The organism is Streptomyces sp. NPDC005402, from assembly GCF_040606575.1.
Lineage (GTDB): Bacteria > Actinomycetota > Actinomycetes > Streptomycetales > Streptomycetaceae > Streptomyces.
In genome coordinates this window covers 163,881-181,866 of the sequence record NZ_JBEXFB010000021.1, presented here as the reverse complement: position 1 = coordinate 181,866, position 17,986 = coordinate 163,881, and the positions used below count along the sequence as shown (strand labels likewise).

Sequence of the window (17,986 nt, the reverse complement as noted above, 5' to 3'; positions counted from 1 at the left end):
TATCAACATATCTGGCGTTGATTTTTGGCACGCTGTTGAGTTCTCAAGGAACGGACGCTTCCTTTGTACTCACCCTCTCGGGCTTTCCTCCGGGCGCTTCCCTTCGTTGTTCCAAACTCTATCAGTGTTTTTCCGGCCCCCTGACCACCGTCCTGCAGGCATGCAGAAGGCGATCCGAGATGGGCACTGACGAGTTGGATGCTGCCAGGCCAGGGCACTTGGTCGCGCCGCTCGGCCTCAAGCAGGAGTACGACTGTACACGGGGCCTCGGAGACGGTGCAAATCGATTGGGCTGGTGGTCTAGACCACCAGCCGGTATCTTCCATGCAGAACCCGCACTTCATCTGACATACGCTGCTGAGCAGAGCCGTCCGAGACAGGCAGTGACGGCCCGTATACGCAGCTCCACCCCTGGGAGGCTTCCCATGACCACCGTGACGTCCCCTCTTGCCGGACGCGCCATCGGACTGGCCGCCGTGCCGGATCCGGTTTTCTCCGGGGCCATGGTCGGCCCGGGTACGGCGATCGATCCCGTCCGCGAACCGTCCGAGGCCGTGGCGCCCGTGGAGGGTGTGATCGTCTCTCTCCACCCGCACGCGTTCGTCGTCGTGGACGAGCAGGGACACGGCGTGCTCGTCCACCTCGGTATCGACACCGTGCAGCTGAACGGTGAGGGCTTCGAGCTGCTGGTGAACAAGGGCGACACCGTCACCCGGGGTCAGGCGATCGTGCGCTGGAACCCGGCCGCCGTCGAGGCCTCCGGCAAGTCCGCGGTCTGCCCCGTCGTGGCTCTGGAGGCTACGGCCGAGGCGCTCTCCGAGCTCCGAGACGACGGCGATGTGAAGGCCGGCGACAGTCTGTTCCTCTGGAAGTGACGTCGGTGCCGTCGTACGACGGCACGTAGGGACGACAACCACCGCGGCGGCGGGACCCGCCGCACTATCGGAGACGGGTGAGATGGAGACAACGCTGCGAGGCGTCGGCGTGAGCCACGGTGTGGCGATCGGCGAGGTTCGGCACATGGGAACGGCGGTGCTGGAACCGCCTGCCAAGCAGATTCCGGCGGAGGACGCGGAGCGTGAACAGGGGCGCGCCCGCAAGGCCGTGGAGGCTGTGGCGGCCGACCTGACGGCGCGCGGCAATCTGGCGGGGGGCGAAGCCCAGGCGGTGCTCGAGGCGCAGGCCATGATGGCCCAGGACCCCGAGCTGATGGCGGATGTGGACCGGCGTATCGCCGTAGGCAGCACCGCCGAGCGCGCTGTGTACGACGCCTTCGCCGCGTACCGCGAGCTGCTGGCGGCCGCCGGTGAGTACCTGGCCGGTCGGGTCGCGGACCTCGACGACGTGCGGAATCGTATCGTCGCCCGTCTGCTCGGGGTGCCCATGCCGGGTGTGCCGGACAGCGACGAGCCTTATGTTCTGGTGGCGCGTGATCTCGCGCCTGCCGACACCGCTCTGCTGGACCCGACGCTGGTGCTGGGGTTCGTGACCGAAGAGGGCGGGCCGACCAGCCACAGCGCGATTCTGGCGCGGGCGCTCGGAGTGCCGGCCGTCGTGGCGCTGCCGGGCGCCGGTGAGCTCGCCGAGGGGACGGTCATCGCTGTCGACGGCAGCACCGGTGACATCTTCGTGAACCCGAGCGAGGAGAAGAAGGCCGAGCTGGAGGCCGCTGCCGCCGAGCGGAAGGCCGCGCTCGCCGCGTCGACGGGTCCGGGCGCCACCGCCGACGGTCACAAGGTGCCGCTGCTGGCCAACGTCGGCGGCCCGGCGGACGTGCCCGCCGCGGTCGAGGCGGGCGCCGAGGGTGTCGGCCTTTTCCGTACCGAGTTCCTGTTCCTCGACGACAGCAAGAACGCTCCGTCCGAGGAGAAGCAGGTCGAGGCGTATCGCCAGGTCCTGGAGGCGTTCCCCGAGGGGCGTGTGGTCGTCCGTGTGCTGGACGCGGGTGCGGACAAGCCGCTGGACTTCCTGACACCGTCCGACGAGCCGAACCCGGCGTTGGGCGTGCGCGGTCTCCGGACGCTGCTCGACCACCCTGAGGTGCTGCGTACGCAGCTGACGGCGCTTGCGAAGGCCGCCGAGGGTCTGCCGGTCTACCTCGAGGTCATGGCCCCGATGGTGGCGGACCGTGCCGACGCCAAGGCGTTCGCCGACGCGTGCCGTGCGGCCGGGCTGCGGGCGAAGTTCGGCGCGATGGTGGAGATTCCCTCGGCCGCGCTGCGGGCGCGGTCGATTCTGCAGGAGGTCGGGTTCCTGTCGCTGGGGACCAACGACCTCGCGCAGTACACCTTCGCCGCCGACCGTCAGGTGGGCGCGGTGTCGCGGCTGCAGGATCCGTGGCAGCCGGCGCTGCTCGACCTCGTCGCGCTGTCCGCCGAGGCGGCCAAGGCCGAGGGCAAGAGCTGTGGTGTCTGTGGTGAGGCCGCGTCCGACCCACTGCTCGCCTGCGTGCTGACCGGTCTTGGTGTCACCTCGCTGTCCATGGGTGCGGCGTCCCTTCCGTACGTCCGGGCGACCCTGGCGAAGTACACGCTGGCGCAGTGCGAGCGAGCCGCCGCAGCCGCGCGGGCTGCCGACAGTGCCGAGGAGGCGCGCGTCGCGGCTCAGGCTGTGCTGTCGGGCGAGTAGGGGCGGATCGGCCGGCTGACGGTCTCCGGAGGGCGCTCCACCTGTGGGTGGGGCGCCCTCCTCGTGTTCAGTGACTGTGGCCTGGCGTCCGTCCTTCAGGTCCGAGGTCGGGGGGCACGCAGTAGTCGACGTCCGATTCCGGAGAGATCAGATCGCCTGAGTCGACGTCGGTGCAGTAGGCGTCGAAGACTTCTCCGGCGGTGAGGGGTTCGAGGCCGTCGCCGCGCAGGCGCCAGCCGTAGATGCGGTCGGTGGTGCCGGGGGCGCTGGTGCGCATGACGAGCCCGCCGGGGCACTGGGTGGCGATGCCGAGTGCGAGGACCGTGGTGAATTCGAGGGCCTCGGCCTCGTCGAGTTGTACGGCTCCGTCGGTGTTCTCGTCGGAGTGGAGGACGGCGACCAGGGTTTCCGGGGTGCCGGTGACGCTGCAGACGAGGTGGTGTTCGCCCGGCAGTGCTGAGTCGAGGATCCGGACGAGGAGGTCCGAGGCGCGGGCGAAGGCCGCCCGGCCGATGTCCTCCCCACAGGAACCGCAGGCGCCGAGGCGGGCCAGGAGTGTGGTTGCGTACTCCCAGGTGGCCTGGCGGACAGCCTCGTCCACGAGGGCGGGCACGAGCTCGGTGAGGGGCTGCCCCTCGTACTGGAGCGTCGGCCCGGTGTGGGCGAGTTCGGCCGTGAAGCGTGTGCGGCTCGACGGGATGTCCGGGTTGAGGCCCGTCTCCTCGCAGAAGTCGGCGTACTCCTGAGGGTCGAAGAGGGCGACGGTGGTGTGGCTGCCCTGTGCGGCCCGGGTCCTCAGCAGGTCCTCGACCTGGTGCAGGTAGGTCGCGTGGTCGTCGAAGGTGAAGCTGCGGTAGCGCCGCATGGCGCGGAAGTCGTGTTCGTCGGTGAGCAGTCCGATGGTGCCGGCGATTTCGCGGCGCAGGACGCGTCGCATCGTCTGGTGGTCGGTGTGCGCCATTCTTTCCCCCTGTGCGCAGTCGATCAATGCTCACTCACAGTAACCGGCGGCACTGACAACGAGGGCTGGGTGAGGCGTCCTCGGACCAGTCGGTGCTGAATTGTGCAGGTCAGAGCGATGGCTGTGCCGAAGGCCGCCCATCCTGCCGGGCCAGTGGCGATGGCCGCGGTGACCGCGAGTGGTCCGACCGTGCGCTGTACGGATTGGGCCAGGCCGTGGACGCCGAGGTAGGCGCCCTGCGCGGTGTCGGGGGCGAGGGCGACGGAGAGTTCCCAGGAGACGGTGGCGTGGAGCATCTCGGCCATGGTGAAGGCGATTGCCGCTGCGGTGAGGAGCGCTGTGGCGGTGACGGCTCCGCCCGTGGCCGCGAGTGCCATCGCGACGCCGCCCAGGGCGAAGGTCACGGAGAGCGGGATGAGCAGCTGTCGGGCAGCGGTGGTGGTGGTACCGAATCGGGCGAGTGGTACCTGGAGTCCCACGACCATGACGTTGTTGAGGACCATGAGGAGTGGCGCCAGTCCGTTCGGTGCGTTGCTCTCGTGTGCGATCCACAGGGGCAGCCCGACCTTGAACACGGCGTCGTCGAGGAAGAGGACGCTCTCGGTGGCGACGTAGGCGAGATAGGTGCGGTCGCGCCAGGGGTTCGCCGGCTTGGTCGTGGGGGCCGGGTGGTTCGAGGTGGTGACGGTGCGGGAGGGGGACGGGGGCTCGGCGCAGCGCAGAGTGAGAAGTGCTGAGGCAACGAACGACAGGGCGTCGCCGGCGAGGAGCCACTGGTAGGCGGCGGTGGTTCCGAGTGCCAGGGCCGCCGCGGCCGAGAGGCCGCCCAGCGCCCAGCCCGCGTTGGCGACTGTGCGGTGGAAGGCCTGGTAGCGGACGCGGTCCGGGCCGGCGACCCGGGTGGCGTAGAGCTTGGTGAGGATGCTCGCGGCGCGGTCGCCGAGGCCGCCCACCGCCGAGAAGGCGATGAGCAGGGCGTAGTTGTGCGTCGTGAGCAGTGCGCAGGATGCGAGGGCGCGCATGAGCTGGACGGTCAGCAGGACTCGGGTGATCGGGAACCGGTCGGCGAGCTTGCCGCCCAGCGGTGCGCCGGCGATGCCGATGGCGCCTGCGGCAGCAGCGAGGGTGCCGACCTGGGCGACGGAGAGGTGGGAGACGTAGGTGAAGTAGAGAACGGAGACGGACGCCCACAGTCCGCTGCCGACGCGGTCGACGAGCGCGATGGCGAGCATTCTGCGCCCGTCGCGGCCTCCGGGAACGCCTTTCGACCATGCCGCCGCGCGCCGCATCGGATGCACTGCTCCCCCTTGCCGTCTTGCTTCGGTTTATGTACTGATACATACTGTGCAACGTGGCAACACAATATGGGATCAGTGGCACGACGGCCAAGGGAATTGCGGCGTCCGTCGAACGCGCCGTGGCCGAGGGTTTCTTGGTGCCGGGGGCCGCGTTGCCTCCGGTGCGGCGCCTCGCGGACGACCTGGGAGTGAGCCCGGGAACGGCCGCCACGGCGTACAAGGAACTGCGGCAGCGCGGGATCGTGGTCACCCGGGGACGCGGCGGGACCGTTGTGGCACCGGCTCCGGCGGTGGCGTCGCGTCGGCCGCCCAAAGTGCCCGACGGCCTCAGGGACTTGGCGGGCGGTCACCCGGATCCGCGTCTGCTCCCCGGCCTGGTGCCACCCTCCCGGCTGTCCCCCGGCGGTCGTTCGCACCGTTCGACGCCCCGGCTGGCACGGCTCGAGGACGCCGTACGCGCGTGGCTGGGGCCCGACGACGTACCGTTGGAGCACGTGACCTTCGCGCACGGAGCGCTGGATCTGGTCGGGCGGCTGCTCTCCGTGGAGCTGCGACCCGGTGACGCCGTGGCGATGGAGGATCCCGGGTACCACCATCTCCTGGATCTGGTCACGGCGTTGGGGCTGCGCATGGTGCCCGTCGCCGTGGACGACGAGGGAGTGTCGCCCGAGGCCGTGCGCGACGCGCTGCGGGCGGGGGCCCGGGCGCTCGTGTGCAGTCCTCGGGCGCAGAATCCGTACGGCGGTCGCTTCTCCACCGGGCGCCGGGACGCGCTGTTGGACGTGCTCAGGGAGCACCCCGAGGTGCTGGTCGTGGAGAACGATCACGCTTCCGCCGTCGCCGACGCTCCACTGCGGACGCTGACCGGGGGCGGGCTGTCGCGCTGGGTGCATGTGCGGACGGTGAGCAAGTTCCTGGGGACGGATCTGCGCTGGGCGGCCGCGGCCTGCGATCCGATCACGCTGGGTCGGCACGACGGGCGGCTGTTGCTGACGTCCGGCTGGGTCAGCCATCTGCTCCAGGAGACGGTGTACGGACTGCTCTGCGACGAGAGCACGCGCGCGTTGGTCGCTCGTGCAGAGGAGACCTACGCGTTGCGCCGGGACGCTCTTGTACGGGAGCTCGGGGACCGGGGCATCGTGGCGCACGGGGCGAGCGGGATGAACGTGTGGGTGCCCGTCCGGGACGAGTCGGCCGTGGTGAATGGGCTGCGGTCGTACGGCTGGTGGGTCGCGGCAGGGGCCCGGTTCCGGTTGTCGGCCGGTCCGGGCGTGCGGATCACGGCCGCGGAGCTGGAGCCGGCCGATGCGGTGCGGCTGGCCTCGGACTTCGCCGGCGTGCTGGGTGAGTCCGAGGCCACCTACGGTGGTTGACCGGCTCCGTCAGGCGCGTTTGCGAGCCAGGTCCTCGTAGAAGTGGAGCAGGTCGAGGTTGTCGATGGAGCCCGGGTTGACCGCCTTCTCCAGCGGGGTGCCCTGGAGGAGGCGCTTGACGGGGACCTCGATGCGCTTTCCGGTGAGCGTGTGCGGGATGCCGGGGACCTCGATGACCTCGTCCGGGATGTGGCGGGGTGAGAGGTTTTCACGGATGGTCCGCTTGATGCGGTCCAGGAGTGCCTGGTCGAGGGCGGCGCCCGGAGCCAGGTGCACGAACAGCGGCATCCAGTAACCCCCGTCGGGCTGTTCGATGCCGATGACCAGGGATTCCTTGATCTCGGGAAGTCGCTCCACGGCCTCGTAGATGTCGGCCGAACCCATGCGGACGCCCTGGCGGTTGAGCGTCGAGTCGGAGCGGCCGTGGATGACGACCGAGCCGCGCGAGGTGAGGGTGATCCAGTCTCCGTGCCGCCACACTCCGGGATAGGTGTCGAAGTAGCTGCCGTGATAGCGGCTTCCGTCGGGGTCGTTCCAGAAGTGGATCGGCATCGACGGCATGGGGTTGGTGACGACGAGCTCGCCGACCTCGTCGATGAGGGGCTTGCCGCTCGGGTCCCAGGACTGCAGGTCGGTGCCCAGGCTGGGCGCCTGGAGCTCGCCGATGTGGACGGGCAGGGTCGGTACGGCGCCCGCGAAGCATGAGCACACGTCCGTACCGCCGCTGACCGAGGCGATCCAGAGGTCCTCGCGCACCTCGTCGTGCAGCCAGCGGAAGCCGTCGGGCGGGAGCGGGGAGCCGGTGGTGGCCACGCACTGCACCTTGGAGAGGTCGAAGTCGCGTCCTGGGTGGACGTCGGCCTTGCGGCAGGCCATGACGTACGCGGCCGAGGTGCCGTAGAGGGTGGCGCCGGTGCGTTCGGCGACGCGCCACTGGGCGCCCGTGTCGGGGTAGCCGGGGCTGCCGTCGTACAGGACGACGGTCGTGCCCGTGAGGAGGCCGGAGACGAGGAAGTTCCACATCATCCAGCCCGTGGAGGTGTACCAGAAGAAACGGTCCTCGGGGCCGAGGTCGCAGTGCAGGCCGAGCTGCTTGAGGTGCTCGACGAGGATGCCGCCCTGGGACTGGACGATCGCCTTGGGCAGGCCCGTCGTGCCCGAGGAGTAGAGCACCCACAAGGGGTGCGCGAAGGGCACCTGTTCGAAGACCGGTTCCGTGTCCGCGCGCGTGAGGGCGTCCCACTTCAGGGCGCCTTCAGGGGCCTCGGTACCGAGGAGCGGGATGTGGACGACGGCGCGCAGGGAGGGCAGTTCGCGGCGGAGTTCGGTGACCGTCTCGCGGCGGTCGTGCTCCTTGCCGCCGTAGCGGTAGCCGTCGACGGTGAACAGGACGACCGGCTCGACCTGTTGGAAGCGGTCCAGGACACTGCGGGCGCCGAAGTCGGGGGCACAGGACGTCCAGACGGCGCCCACGGCGGCCGTGGCGAGGAGGGCGACGACGGCCTGCGGGACGTTCGGGAGGTAGCCGCTGACGCGGTCGCCGGGCCGGACGCCGAGGGCGCGCAGCTCGGCGGCCAGGGAGCCGACCTGGCGGCGCAGCTCGGACCAGGTCACCGGGATCGGATCATGGGTCTCGTCGACGTACAGGAGGGCGGGTTCGTCCGCGCGGGTCTCGGCCGCGCGCAGGGCGTGCTCGGCGTAGTTGAGGGTGGCGCCGGGGAACCACTGGGCGCCGGGCATCGAGCGGTCGCCCAGCACGCGCGCGTAGGGCGTCGAGAACCGTACGTCGAACCATTGGGTGACGGCTGCCCAGAACGGCTCCAGCTGGTCCACGGACCAGCGGTGCAGTGCCGGGTAGCCGCCGTCGGCCGGGGCGCCGTGGTGTTCGGCCGCCCACGCCTGGAACCTGGTGACCTGGGACCGGGCGATGCGCTGCGGATCTGGCTGCCAGAGCGGCTGGGGGTTCACGGTCGACATGGGGGCTCCCGGACTGTGCGCGTCGTGTGCGTCTCCCGCGCACGGGCCAGGGGTGTGCGCGTGACGCGGCTGACAGGGACGATGCCATGTGATCAACTTCTACGCCAGGGTGCGGCCCACATAGTCCGTGTCGTGAAGATGTGGCCCCGGCACGGGTGAACGGCAGTTGAACGGCACGCGCGGGTGGGGCAGTGAGTGGCAGGGTGAGCAGCATGAACGGTCGTGACCTGGTGCGTTCGGTGAGGGCGGTCGGTTCGGCGGGGGCGCCCCAGGGGTTGCGTACCGTGCGTGCCGCGTGGCGCAGGCGGCGTACCGACGCCGTGGGGCTGCCGGCGCGGGGGGCCGAGCGGGCGCGGGTGCCGGGGCCGGTACAGGACGTGGAGCCCGGTCCCGGCGGGGGCGTCGTCCGGTTCAGCCGCTCCGAGCTGCGGATCGTCGTCACGGTGAACGGGACGGTCTTCTGGGGGTGGGACGGGGCCGGACCGGAGCCGTCGTACGCGCTCGCCGGCCGCTGCCCGGAGCCGGATCCCCGGGCGGTCCTGGAGCCGGACAAGGACGGCGGCTGGCGGGTCGTGGCCGAGCGGGCGACGGTCGTGGTGTCGCGGCACGGAGCGGTCGAGGTGCGTACGCCCGGCGGGGTGACCCTGCGCCGGGATCTGCCGCCCCGGTGGTGGGAGCCGGTGGGCGGGGGCGAGGCGCGCTGGATGATGCGCTCGGAGGTGGCCGCCGACGCCCGGTTCTTCGGTCTGGGAGGACGGGCTTCGGGGCCGCGGCTGCGGGACGGGACGTATCGGCTCTGGAACACCGACCCCGGCCGGGCGTTCGGGCCGGGAGACGATCCGCTGTACGTCACGATGCCGGTGCAGCTGGTGGTGGCCGACGCCGCCACCCATCTCGTGTTCCACGACACCTCGTGGGACGGCACCGTGACCCTGCGGGAGGGCGAGGAGGGCGCCGGCTCCGGGCACGACCGGGCGGGGATGTCCGAGCTGCGGATGGCCGGCGGTCCGCTGCGCTGCTGGGTGATGGTGGGTACTCCCGCGCGCGTGCTGCTCGCCTGGGCCTCGCTGACCGGTGCGCCCGCGCTGCCGCCGTCCTGGGCGCTCGGCCATCATCACGCCCGCTGGGGCTTCGGCAGTGAGCAGGAGGTGCGGCGGATCGTCGGCGGGTATCAGGAGCGAGGTCTGCCGCTCGACGCCGTCCATCTGGACATCGACCACTACGACGAGCACCAGGTGTTCACGGTCGACCAGGAGCGTTTTCCCAAGCTGCCCCAACTGGCCGGGGAACTGCTGCGGGACGGGATCCGGCTGGTGTCGATCGTCGACCCGGCGGTCAAGGCGGCGCCCGGCAACGCCGTCCATGACAGCGGGACGGCCGTGGACGCCTTCGTGCGGGACGCCTCAGGGGCGCTAGTGGAGGGGGTCGGGTGGCCCGGGGAGGCGGTCTATCCGGACTTCACGCACGCACCCGTGCGTGCGTGGTGGGGTCGTCTCTACCAGGAGCGGCTCACGGCGGGGTTCGCGGGGTTCTGGCACGGCATGAACGAACCCACGTCCTTCAACGCGTTCGGGGAGTCGACGCTGCCGCGGTCGGCCAGGCACTCCCTGGAGGGCCGCGGCGGTGACCACCGCGAGGCGCACAACGTCTACGCACTGTGCATGGCCCGGGCCGGGTACGAGGGTCTGCGCGAACTGGTGCCGGACGAGCGGCCCTTCCTGTTCTCGCGCTCCGGATGGGCCGGCATACAGCGATACGGGGGCACCTGGTCCGGTGACGTGGCCACCGGCTGGCCGGGCCTGCGGGCTTCGCTGTCCCTCGTGATGGGGCTCGGGCTGTGCGGGGTGCCGTACTCGGGGCCCGACGTGGGCGGCTACGACGGCCACCCGTCGCCCGAGCTGTACCTGCGCTGGTTCCAGCTCGGCGCGTATCTGCCGTTGTTCCGTACCCACGCGAGTCTGCGGGCGGGCCGCAGGGAGCCGTGGGAGTTCGGAGCCGAAACGCTGGAGCACGCGCGCGTGGCGCTCGTGGAACGCCGGCGGCTGCTGCCGTACTTCCTGACGCTCGCGCAGCTGGCCCGGCGGACCGGAGCGCCCTATGTACGGCCCTTGTGGTGGTCCGCGCCCGAGGACCGCGCGCTGCGGGACTGCGAGGACGCCTTCCTGCTCGGTGACTGCCTGCTCGTGGCACCGGTGCTGGATCCGGGCAGCGACCGGCGTGCGGTGCAGCTGCCGCGAGGGCGCTGGTACGACACGACCACGGAGCAGGTGTACGAGGGGCCGGGACAGGTTCTTGTGGACGCTCCGCTGTCGCGGATCCCGGTGCTCGCGCGCGCGGGCGCCGTCATCCCCGTGCGGGGGGACGACGGCGGTCTCGAACTGGAGGTGTGGGCGCCCGCCCGGGGACGGAGCGGGGGTGGGCTGGTCGTCGAGGATGCGGGCGACGGTTGGGACGAACCGGAGATCGAACGTTACGTCGCCCGCTGGGAGGGCCGGAAGGTGGTCGTTCAGCGCGAGGGCGAGGACGGCTTGAGCGAGCCGTCCCACCCGGTGCGGCTACGGGGGCTGGGAGCCCACTGAGGCTCAGACGTAGCGACCCTCGAACCAGGCCCGTACGGCCAGCGTGTGCAGCGGGAAGGCGAGCTCCTCCGGCCTGCGCAGGAGGTGCCAGCCCTCCGTCTCGTCCGTGGCGGCGGACTGCGGGAGACCGTCGGCGGGACGCTCCGGCAACACCCCGAACAGCAGCAGGTGGCCGTCGTGCGAGCTCAGCGCGTCGACGAGCCGTACGTCGCGGCTCGCCGCGTCGATGCCGGTCTCTTCCTTGAGTTCACGGACCAGGGCGTGCCGCCAGTCCTCGCGGTCGTCGATGTAACCGCCGGGCAGCGCGATACCTCCGCGCGCGGGAGCGATGGTTCGGGTGATGACGACCAGGGCGGTGCCCTGTGTGTCGTACACGGGCTGGAGTGCGACGGCGACCGGCAGGGGGTTGCGGTAGGCCACCGTGTTGCAGACGGGACAGGTGCGGGGCCAGCCCGCGACACCCTCTCCGTAGGACGCTCCGCAGCTCGAACAGTGGGAGCCGGGCGCGGAGTTGGGGGTGGAGTGCTGAGTTTCGGACACGCCGCGGACTGTATCCGATCATCAGTGCGCCGGTTCCGTTGGGCCCTCTGCCTCTTTGCGGCTGCCCGTGCGACACTTCTGACGTACCGTCAGATCGCTTCCTGGGGAGGGACTTTGCCGCGCACGCGCACACCTGTGGTCGCCGGGTGGTTCGCCGGTGACGGAGACGACTTCACGCTTCTCGGGACCCGCTGCTCCGCCTGCGCCTCGGTCTTCTTCCCGCGTGAGGACGGCCATTGCCGCAACCCCGGATGCGCCGGTGGCGATCTGGCGGAGATTCCCCTTTCGCGGCGCGGTCGCGTCTGGTCGTACACGGACAGCAGATACCGGCCTCCGTCACCCTATGTGACCGATCCGGAACTTCCGTGGGAGCCGTACACGTTGATCGCTGTGGAGCTGGCCGCCGAGCGGATCGTGGTGCTGGGGCAGGCGGTTCCCGGGGTCACCGTCGCCGATCTGACGGTGGGCGCGGAGGTGGAGGTCGTCCCCGGTGTGCTCCATGAGGACGGGGAGACGGCCTGGACGACGTGGCAGTGGCGGCCGACGGGGGTGACGGCATGACGGGAGAGGTGGCGGTGCTCGGCGCGGGTATGCACCCATGGGGCAAGTGGGGGCGCGGTTTCGTCGAGTACGGCGTGGTGGCCGCCCGCGCGGCGCTGGCCGACGCGGGTCTGGAGTGGCGGGAGGTCGGCTCGATCGTCGGCGCCGACACCGTGCGGGGTGGCTATCCGGGCTATGTGGCGGGGGCGACCTTCGCCAAGGCGCTGGGCTGGCAGGGGGCCCGTGTCGCCAGCGTGTACGCGGCGTGCGCGTCCGGGGCGCAGGCGGTGGCCGCAGCGCGGGCGCAGATTCTGGCGGGGCTGGCCGACGTGGTGCTCGTGGTGGGTGCCGACGCGGCTCCGAAAGGGTTTTTCCGACCCGCGGGCGGCGACCGGGCCGACGATCCGGACTGGCTGCGGTTCCGGGTCCTCGGGGCGACCAATCCGACCTACTTCGGGCTGTACGCGCGTCGCCGCATGGCAGTTCACGGGGACACCGTGGAGGACTTCGCTCAGGTCAAGGTGAAGAACTCGGCCCTGGGCGCGCTGAATCCCTACGCGCGCTACCGGAAGCGGGTCAGCGCGGAAGAGGTGGCGGCCTCCGCCGTGGTGGCCGATCCGCTGCGGCTGCTCGACATCTGTGCCACCTCGGACGGCGGGGCGGCGCTGGTGCTGTCCAGCATGGACTTCGCGCGCCGGAGGGGCGTGGCCGAGCCCGTGCGGATCAGGGCGGTGTCGACGGTGACGCCGACATATCCGAACACGGTGCTGGATCTGCCGGACATCGCGACGGACTCCGCCGTGGCGGTCGAGCCCGCCGCGGAGACGTTCCGTGCGTCGATCGCGCGCACGGCCTACGAGGAGGCCGGTGTCGGGCCGCGGGATCTCTCCCTCGCCGAGGTCTACGACCTGTCCACCGCCCTGGAGTTGCAGTGGTACGAAGACCTCGGGCTGTGCGGGGAGGGCGAGGGCGCGAAGCTGTTGCGCGAGGGGGCGACGGCGCCGGGCGGGCGCATACCCGTCAACATGAGCGGCGGACTCGCCTCCTTCGGCGAGGCGGTGCCGGCTCAGGCGATCGCCCAGGTGTGTGAGCTCACCTGGCAGCTGCGGGGCGTCGCGGGTGACCGGCAGGTCGAGCACGCGCGCGCGGGGATCACCGCGAACCAGGGGCTGTTCGGGCACGGGTCGGCGGTGATCGCCGTGCGATGACCGGAGCGAGGGGGGCTTCCCGTGCGCTGGGTGAGCGACCGGGAATCTCGGGACGCTACGGCCACACCCTGTATACCGACCGCCCCGCGGCCAACTCGAGGATCCTCCGCGGACGGTGGGGATCGACGCCACCGCGTGGGTCTTCCTGGACGTGGTCGCCGTCGGCGGCCGGGACCGTACGTCGGACGATGTCGCCGTGGTCGACCGGTACGCGCTGCGTAGGAGTCGTACGGCTCGCGGATCTCGTACGGGCGCTGAGCGAGACGCGGGTGGAGGAGACCATCGGGCTCGACCCGCTGAGGCGGCTGCCCGGCTCGGACGCGATCACGGGCGAGGTGGACCGGCGTATCGCGGCCGGCGGACGTTGACGCTGAGCCGGCTGGACATCGACCACTTCCAGCAGGTCAACGACACGGTGGGTTTCGTGGCGGGCGACGAGCTCATCCGCGCGGTGGCAGCATTCGGCGACCGGCACCGCGCGTGGGCACCTCGCCGGCGGCGACTTCCTGGTGCTGACGGACCCGGAGGACCTGGCTCCGGCGGCCGCCTCCGCACTGGACGCGAACTGGCGGCGGGCGGGCGGCAGGTGACGCTGTCCCTGGCGACCGTGGTGTGCCTGCCGGGCGGTGTGGCGGGCCATCGGGAGGCGGCCGCATGTCGGGCGCCGCTCAAGAAGACAGCGAAGGCGCTCAGCGGGGCGAACCGGGTCGTGGGTCGAGCCGGGCTGCCGGGGCAGGGGATCCGGCGTGGGACGGGGGCGCAAGCGGCTTCGGCGGGGTGACGGGCTGAAGGGAAGGCGGTGGAGCGCCGTTCGGCTCGAACAGGACCCGGCCGACCCCGCGCCTGTTGATCGAGGCGGTTCGGCCGCCCGTTCCAACCGTTGTCGTCAGCGACCTTGACGCTCCCCGAGGCCCGGTGAACACTTCCGGTGTCGGTCGACATCGCCGTACATTCTCGGCGTTCCAGGCACCACGCCGCGCGGGCCCCCCACGAGCCAAGGCCCATCCCCCACGGGCGATTCGGCCGCGACGGCACGCTCGTCGCGGACGCCGGGCGGGGCGCGGATCCTCCCTGCCCTCGGCAGTTCGCCAAGGGAACCGCAACTCCCCTGCACGGAGGACCGGGGCGGGAACGTCCCGGGCCAGGGCCTAGGAGCCGCCATGAGCAACGGAGACGTATTCCTCGGTGAGGTCATCGGTACGGCGATTCTGATCCTCTTCGGCGCCGGCGTGGTCGCCGCCGTCGTACTCAACCACTCCAAGGCGAAGGACGCCGGCTGGGTCGTCATCGCGTTCGGCTGGGGCTTCGGCGTGCTGGCCGGGGCGTACACCGCCGCGCCGCTGTCCGGTGGGCATCTCAACCCCGCCGTGACCCTCGGGATCGCCGTCGACACCGGGGACTGGGACCAGGTGCCGGTCTACATCGCCGGGCAGATGGTCGGCGCCATGCTCGGGGCGGTCCTGTGCTGGCTGACCTACTACGCGCAGTTCCGGGCCAACGCCGAGGAGGAGCTGGCCCAGCCGACGCTCGGGATCTTCTCCACCGCGCCCGCGATCCGCAATCCGGTGGCGAACCTGGTCACGGAGATCATCGCGACCGTCGGCCTGGTCCTTCCCATCCTCGCCTTCGGACTCACCAAGGGGCTCGGCGAGTCCGGTACCGCGGTCCTCGTCGTCGCCTTCCTGGTGGTCGGCATCGGTCTGTCGCTCGGCGGGCCCACCGGATACGCCATCAACCCGGCCCGCGACCTGGGCCCGCGCATCGTCCACACCCTGCTGCCGATCCCCAACAAGGGCACCTCGGACTGGGGTTACGCGTGGATCCCGGTGGTGGGACCGCTGATCGGCGGTGCGCTGTCCGGGGTGATCTTCAACGCGGCCTTCTGAACGCAGCCCTTCCGAACACAGCGCCGGCCAGACCCAGCCCGTATCCAACGCAGCCTTGTGCAGGAACCGACGAAGGGGACGTCATGACGGACAAGTTCGTCGCCGCCATCGACCAGGGCACCACCTCCAGCCGCTGCATCATCTTCAACCAGGACGGCGCGATCGTGGCCGTCGACCAGCGCGAGCACCGCCAGATCTTCCCCAGGCCCGGCTGGGTGGAGCACGACGCCACCGAGATCTGGTCCAAGGTGCAGGCCGTAGTCGCCGGGGCGATCGCCAAGGCCGGGCTGCGCGCCGACCAGCTCAGCGCCCTGGGTATCACCAACCAGCGCGAGACGACGGTCCTGTGGGACCGCGCCACGGGCAAGCCCGTGCACAACGCGATCGTGTGGCAGGACACGCGCACCGCGGCCCTGACCCACCAGCTCGGTGGCTCGGACGGTCAGGACCGGTTCCGCGAGCAGACCGGGCTGCCGCTGGCCACCTACTTCTCGGGGCCGAAGGCGGCCTGGCTGCTCGACAACGTGCCGGGGCTGCGCGCGCGTGCCGAGAACGGCGAGATCGCGTTCGGCACCATCGACTCCTGGCTGATCTGGAACCTCACCGGCGGCACGGACGGCGGGCGGCACGTCACGGATGTGACCAACGCCGGGCGGACCATGCTGATGAACCTGGAGACCCTCCAGTGGGACCAGTCCATCCTGTCCGCCATGAACGTGCCCGAAGCTGTCCTGCCCGAGATCAGGTCGTCCGCCGAGGTCTACGGCACCGCCGTGGGCCAACTCGCGGGCGTGCCGGTGGCGTCGGCGCTGGGCGACCAGCAGGCCGCCGTGTTCGGGCAGGCCTGCTACGACGTGGGCACGGCGAAGAACACCTACGGCACGGGCTCCTTCCTGCTGCTCAACACGGGCAACCGGCCGGTCCCGTCGAAGAACGGGCTGCTGACGACGATGGGCTACAAGATCGGCGGTGAGGCGCCGGTGTACTGCCTGGAGGGCTCGATCGCCATCACGGGCGCCCTGGTCCAGTGGTTCCGCGACCAGCTCGGCATCATCCGTACCGCCGACGAGATCGAGCCCCTCGCGGCGAGCGTCGAGGACAACGGCGGCGCGTACATCGTGCCCGCCTTCTCCGGTCTCTTCGCGCCCTATTGGCGTTCCGACGCGCGCGGAGTCGTCACGGGCCTGACGCGGTACGTCACCAAGGCGCACCTCGCGCGGGCCGTACTGGAGGCGACGAGCTGGCAGACGCGCGAGGTCGTGGACGCCATGTACCAGGACTCCGGGGTGCAGATCACCACCCTCAAGGTGGACGGCGGCATGACCAAGAACAACCTGCTCATGCAGCACCAGGCGGACGTGCTCGACGTGCCGGTGGTCCGGCCGATGGTCTCCGAGACCACGTGCCTGGGCGCCGCGTACGCCGCCGGGCTCGCCACCGGCGTCTGGAACGACCTGGACGAGCTGAAGTCCCACTGGCAGAAGGACGTCGAGTGGACGCCGGACATGGACGCGTCCGTCCGGGACCGCCAGTACCACAACTGGCGCAAGGCCGTGGAGAAGAGCTTCGGCTGGGAGGAGGACGGCGAGAACTAGGCACGCGCGCGTGGTGCCGTGAAGCCGCGGTTCGTACCCCTGTCGGCGGGGGTACGGGCCGCGCCCCCCGCGCTCAGGTGGTCACGGTCTGGCGGTGCCGTGCCGAGTACGCCATCGCGTGCTGGACGACGCCTACGAGCACGTCCTTGACCGACTGCTTGTCCCGGGCGTCGCACAGCACGATCGGTACGTCGTCGTCGAGGTCCAGGGCCTGCCGTACGTCGTCCTCCGGGTAACGGATCGCTCCCTCGAAGCAGTTGACACCGACGATGAACGGTATGGAACGCCGCTCGAAGTAGTCGACGGCGGCGAAGCAGTCCTCCAGGCGACGCGTGTCGGCGAGCACGACGGCTCCCAGGGCACCCTCGGAGAGCTCGTCCCACATGAACCAGAACCGTTCCTGTCCGGGTGTGCCGAACAGGTACAGCACCAGGTCCTCGCGCAGGGTGATGCGCCCGAAGTCCATGGCGACGGTGGTGGTGCGCTTGCCCTCGACACCGCTCGTGTCGTCGACGGGGCGTCCTGCCTCGGTGAGCAGTTCCTCGGTGCGCAGCGGTCTGATCTCGCTGACCGCGCCCACGAGCGTGGTCTTTCCCACGCCGAAGCCGCCGGCCACCAGGATCTTGAGCGTGACGGGCTCGACCGGCGACTTGCCGCGCTCAGAACGCCCGAAGATCATTGGTCTCTTCTCCTGCTTGCTGGGGGGGTGGGGTCGACGCGGGCCGAGGCGGCGTACGGCGCCGTCTGCGCCGTATCACCGTCCGGCGATCGGGACGGCACCTGCACCGACGTCGTCCAGCCCCCGCTTGACCAACTCGCGGAACCCGGAACTGCCGGCCTGTCGTCACGTCCGTCTCCCCGATCGCACTGCTCGGAACCGTGCCCGCGGGCCGGTGGCCGGCCGTCCGCGGGTGGTCGTCGACGATCAGTCAGATCATATCGACAGGGGTGCTCCGACGTCCGCCGCGGCCGGCTGGGCCGCGCCGCGTCCGGACGGACGACGGGTCACAGGGCCCGCAGGCCGTTGATCACGTCGCGCAGGATGCTCTCGTCCGGCAGGTCGGCGGGCGGCACCGGCCGGTTCACATGGACCCACTCCGAGGCGACGAGGTCGCCTATGAGGACCCGTACGACCCCGATGGGCAGGTCGAGTTCGGAGGACAGCTCGGCGACCGACTGCGGGGTGTCCCGGCACAGGTCGACGATGTCCACGTGCTCCGGGGACAGCGAGTGGTCCCCTTCGGGATCGTCCGAGTGGGGTTCGGCCACGACGACCGCGATCAGGTCGAGACGGTGCTGGCCGGCACTCGTGGTGCGGCCGCGTGTCATGGCGTACGGACGGACCACCGGTCCGGCCTCGTCGTCGAACCAGTGGCTTCTTCCCTGACCGTCTGTGCTCAT

Annotated in this window: 14 protein-coding genes and 1 pseudogene; 9 read left to right on the top strand and 6 right to left on the bottom strand. The window is 70.8% G+C overall.

Annotation, left to right across the window (positions count from 1 at the left end):
• Positions 1 to 425: 425 nt before the first annotated feature.
• Both ABZT02_RS33890 and ptsP read left to right on the top strand, forming a co-directional pair.
• Complete coding sequence (locus ABZT02_RS33890) at positions 426 to 875, top strand: PTS glucose transporter subunit IIA (protein WP_356024463.1); 450 nt, start codon at positions 426 to 428, stop codon at positions 873 to 875.
• An 82-nt stretch (positions 876 to 957) separates the two neighbouring features.
• Complete coding sequence (gene ptsP, locus ABZT02_RS33885) at positions 958 to 2,628, top strand: phosphoenolpyruvate--protein phosphotransferase (protein WP_356024461.1); 1,671 nt, start codon at positions 958 to 960, stop codon at positions 2,626 to 2,628.
• Positions 2,629 to 2,695: 67 nt separating this feature from the next.
• On the opposite strand, the gene ABZT02_RS33880 is transcribed toward ptsP, so the two are convergent.
• The gene (locus ABZT02_RS33880) at positions 2,696 to 3,589 is read right to left on the bottom strand and encodes a hypothetical protein (protein WP_356024459.1); all 894 of its coding nucleotides are present in this window, start codon (positions 3,587 to 3,589) and stop codon (positions 2,696 to 2,698) included.
• Between the two features lie 23 nt (positions 3,590 to 3,612).
• Positions 3,613 to 4,821 (bottom strand): MFS transporter, encoded by a 1,209-nt coding sequence (locus tag ABZT02_RS33875; protein WP_356024457.1) that lies wholly within the window; start codon positions 4,819 to 4,821, stop codon positions 3,613 to 3,615.
• Between the two features lie 119 nt (positions 4,822 to 4,940).
• Between ABZT02_RS33875 and ABZT02_RS33870 the strand changes: the two genes are divergently transcribed.
• Entirely contained in the window at positions 4,941 to 6,260 is a 1,320-nt protein-coding gene (locus tag ABZT02_RS33870) for an aminotransferase class I/II-fold pyridoxal phosphate-dependent enzyme (protein WP_356024454.1), read from the top strand.
• A gap of 9 nt (positions 6,261 to 6,269) precedes the next feature.
• Here ABZT02_RS33870 and ABZT02_RS33865 read toward each other — a convergent pair whose 3' ends face one another.
• Positions 6,270 to 8,237: an acetoacetate--CoA ligase gene (locus ABZT02_RS33865; RefSeq protein WP_356024452.1), complete on the bottom strand. Its 1,968-nt coding sequence runs from the start codon at positions 8,235 to 8,237 to the stop codon at positions 6,270 to 6,272.
• Between the two features lie 212 nt (positions 8,238 to 8,449).
• On the opposite strand from ABZT02_RS33865, the gene ABZT02_RS33860 reads away from it, so the two are divergent.
• Entirely contained in the window at positions 8,450 to 10,816 is a 2,367-nt protein-coding gene (locus ABZT02_RS33860) for a TIM-barrel domain-containing protein (RefSeq protein ID WP_356024450.1), read from the top strand.
• A 3-nt stretch (positions 10,817 to 10,819) separates the two neighbouring features.
• Here the strand turns inward: ABZT02_RS33860 and ABZT02_RS33855 are convergent, their stop codons facing one another.
• On the bottom strand, positions 10,820 to 11,356 hold the full coding sequence (locus tag ABZT02_RS33855) for an NUDIX domain-containing protein (RefSeq protein WP_356024447.1): 537 nt from the start codon (positions 11,354 to 11,356) through the stop codon (positions 10,820 to 10,822).
• 135 nt (positions 11,357 to 11,491) lie between these two features.
• On the opposite strand from ABZT02_RS33855, the gene ABZT02_RS33850 reads away from it, so the two are divergent.
• The 5 genes and pseudogenes from ABZT02_RS33850 to glpK all read left to right on the top strand — a co-directional run bounded on the left by ABZT02_RS33850 (position 11,492) and on the right by glpK (position 16,585).
• Positions 11,492 to 11,917 (top strand): zinc ribbon domain-containing protein, encoded by a 426-nt coding sequence (locus tag ABZT02_RS33850; RefSeq protein ID WP_356024473.1) that lies wholly within the window; start codon positions 11,492 to 11,494, stop codon positions 11,915 to 11,917.
• A complete protein-coding gene (locus ABZT02_RS33845) occupies positions 11,914 to 13,104 on the top strand; it encodes a lipid-transfer protein (protein ID WP_356024445.1) in 1,191 nt (396 codons plus the stop codon). The genes ABZT02_RS33850 and ABZT02_RS33845 overlap by 4 nt, the downstream gene beginning before the upstream one ends.
• A gap of 47 nt (positions 13,105 to 13,151) precedes the next feature.
• Positions 13,152 to 13,885: pseudogene (locus tag ABZT02_RS33840) on the top strand (diguanylate cyclase); the annotation flags it as partial.
• 379 nt (positions 13,886 to 14,264) lie between these two features.
• Positions 14,265 to 14,990: an MIP/aquaporin family protein gene (locus tag ABZT02_RS33835; RefSeq protein WP_356024443.1), complete on the top strand. Its 726-nt coding sequence runs from the start codon at positions 14,265 to 14,267 to the stop codon at positions 14,988 to 14,990.
• An 83-nt stretch (positions 14,991 to 15,073) separates the two neighbouring features.
• Complete coding sequence (glpK, locus tag ABZT02_RS33830; protein ID WP_356024441.1) at positions 15,074 to 16,585, top strand: glycerol kinase GlpK; 1,512 nt, start codon at positions 15,074 to 15,076, stop codon at positions 16,583 to 16,585.
• A gap of 73 nt (positions 16,586 to 16,658) precedes the next feature.
• Here the strand turns inward: glpK and ABZT02_RS33825 are convergent, their stop codons facing one another.
• Both ABZT02_RS33825 and ABZT02_RS33820 read right to left on the bottom strand, forming a co-directional pair.
• Positions 16,659 to 17,264, bottom strand: coding sequence for an ATP/GTP-binding protein (locus ABZT02_RS33825; protein WP_356024438.1), 606 nt, complete (start codon positions 17,262 to 17,264; stop codon positions 16,659 to 16,661).
• A 326-nt stretch (positions 17,265 to 17,590) separates the two neighbouring features.
• On the bottom strand, positions 17,591 to 17,986 hold the full coding sequence (locus ABZT02_RS33820; RefSeq protein WP_356024435.1) for a DUF742 domain-containing protein: 396 nt from the start codon (positions 17,984 to 17,986) through the stop codon (positions 17,591 to 17,593).

Excerpts from the sequence above, each read along its gene's own strand:
- ABZT02_RS33880 (WP_356024459.1), bottom strand. The coding sequence starts at position 3,589 with ATGGCGCACACCGACCACCAGACGATGCGACGCGTCCTGCGCCGCGAA.
- ABZT02_RS33890 (WP_356024463.1), top strand. The coding sequence starts at position 426 with ATGACCACCGTGACGTCCCCTCTTGCCGGACGCGCCATCGGACTGGCC.
- ABZT02_RS33875 (WP_356024457.1), bottom strand. The coding sequence starts at position 4,821 with ATGCTCGCCATCGCGCTCGTCGACCGCGTCGGCAGCGGACTGTGGGCG.
- ABZT02_RS33845 (WP_356024445.1), top strand. The coding sequence starts at position 11,914 with ATGACGGGAGAGGTGGCGGTGCTCGGCGCGGGTATGCACCCATGGGGC.
- ABZT02_RS33865 (WP_356024452.1), bottom strand. The coding sequence starts at position 8,237 with ATGTCGACCGTGAACCCCCAGCCGCTCTGGCAGCCAGATCCGCAGCGC.
- glpK (WP_356024441.1), top strand. The coding sequence starts at position 15,074 with ATGACGGACAAGTTCGTCGCCGCCATCGACCAGGGCACCACCTCCAGC.
- ABZT02_RS33820 (WP_356024435.1), bottom strand. The coding sequence starts at position 17,986 with ATGAGCACAGACGGTCAGGGAAGAAGCCACTGGTTCGACGACGAGGCC.
- ABZT02_RS33835 (WP_356024443.1), top strand. The coding sequence starts at position 14,265 with ATGAGCAACGGAGACGTATTCCTCGGTGAGGTCATCGGTACGGCGATT.
- ptsP (WP_356024461.1), top strand. The coding sequence starts at position 958 with ATGGAGACAACGCTGCGAGGCGTCGGCGTGAGCCACGGTGTGGCGATC.
- ABZT02_RS33825 (WP_356024438.1), bottom strand. The coding sequence starts at position 17,264 with ATGATCTTCGGGCGTTCTGAGCGCGGCAAGTCGCCGGTCGAGCCCGTC.
- ABZT02_RS33860 (WP_356024450.1), top strand. The coding sequence starts at position 8,450 with ATGAACGGTCGTGACCTGGTGCGTTCGGTGAGGGCGGTCGGTTCGGCG.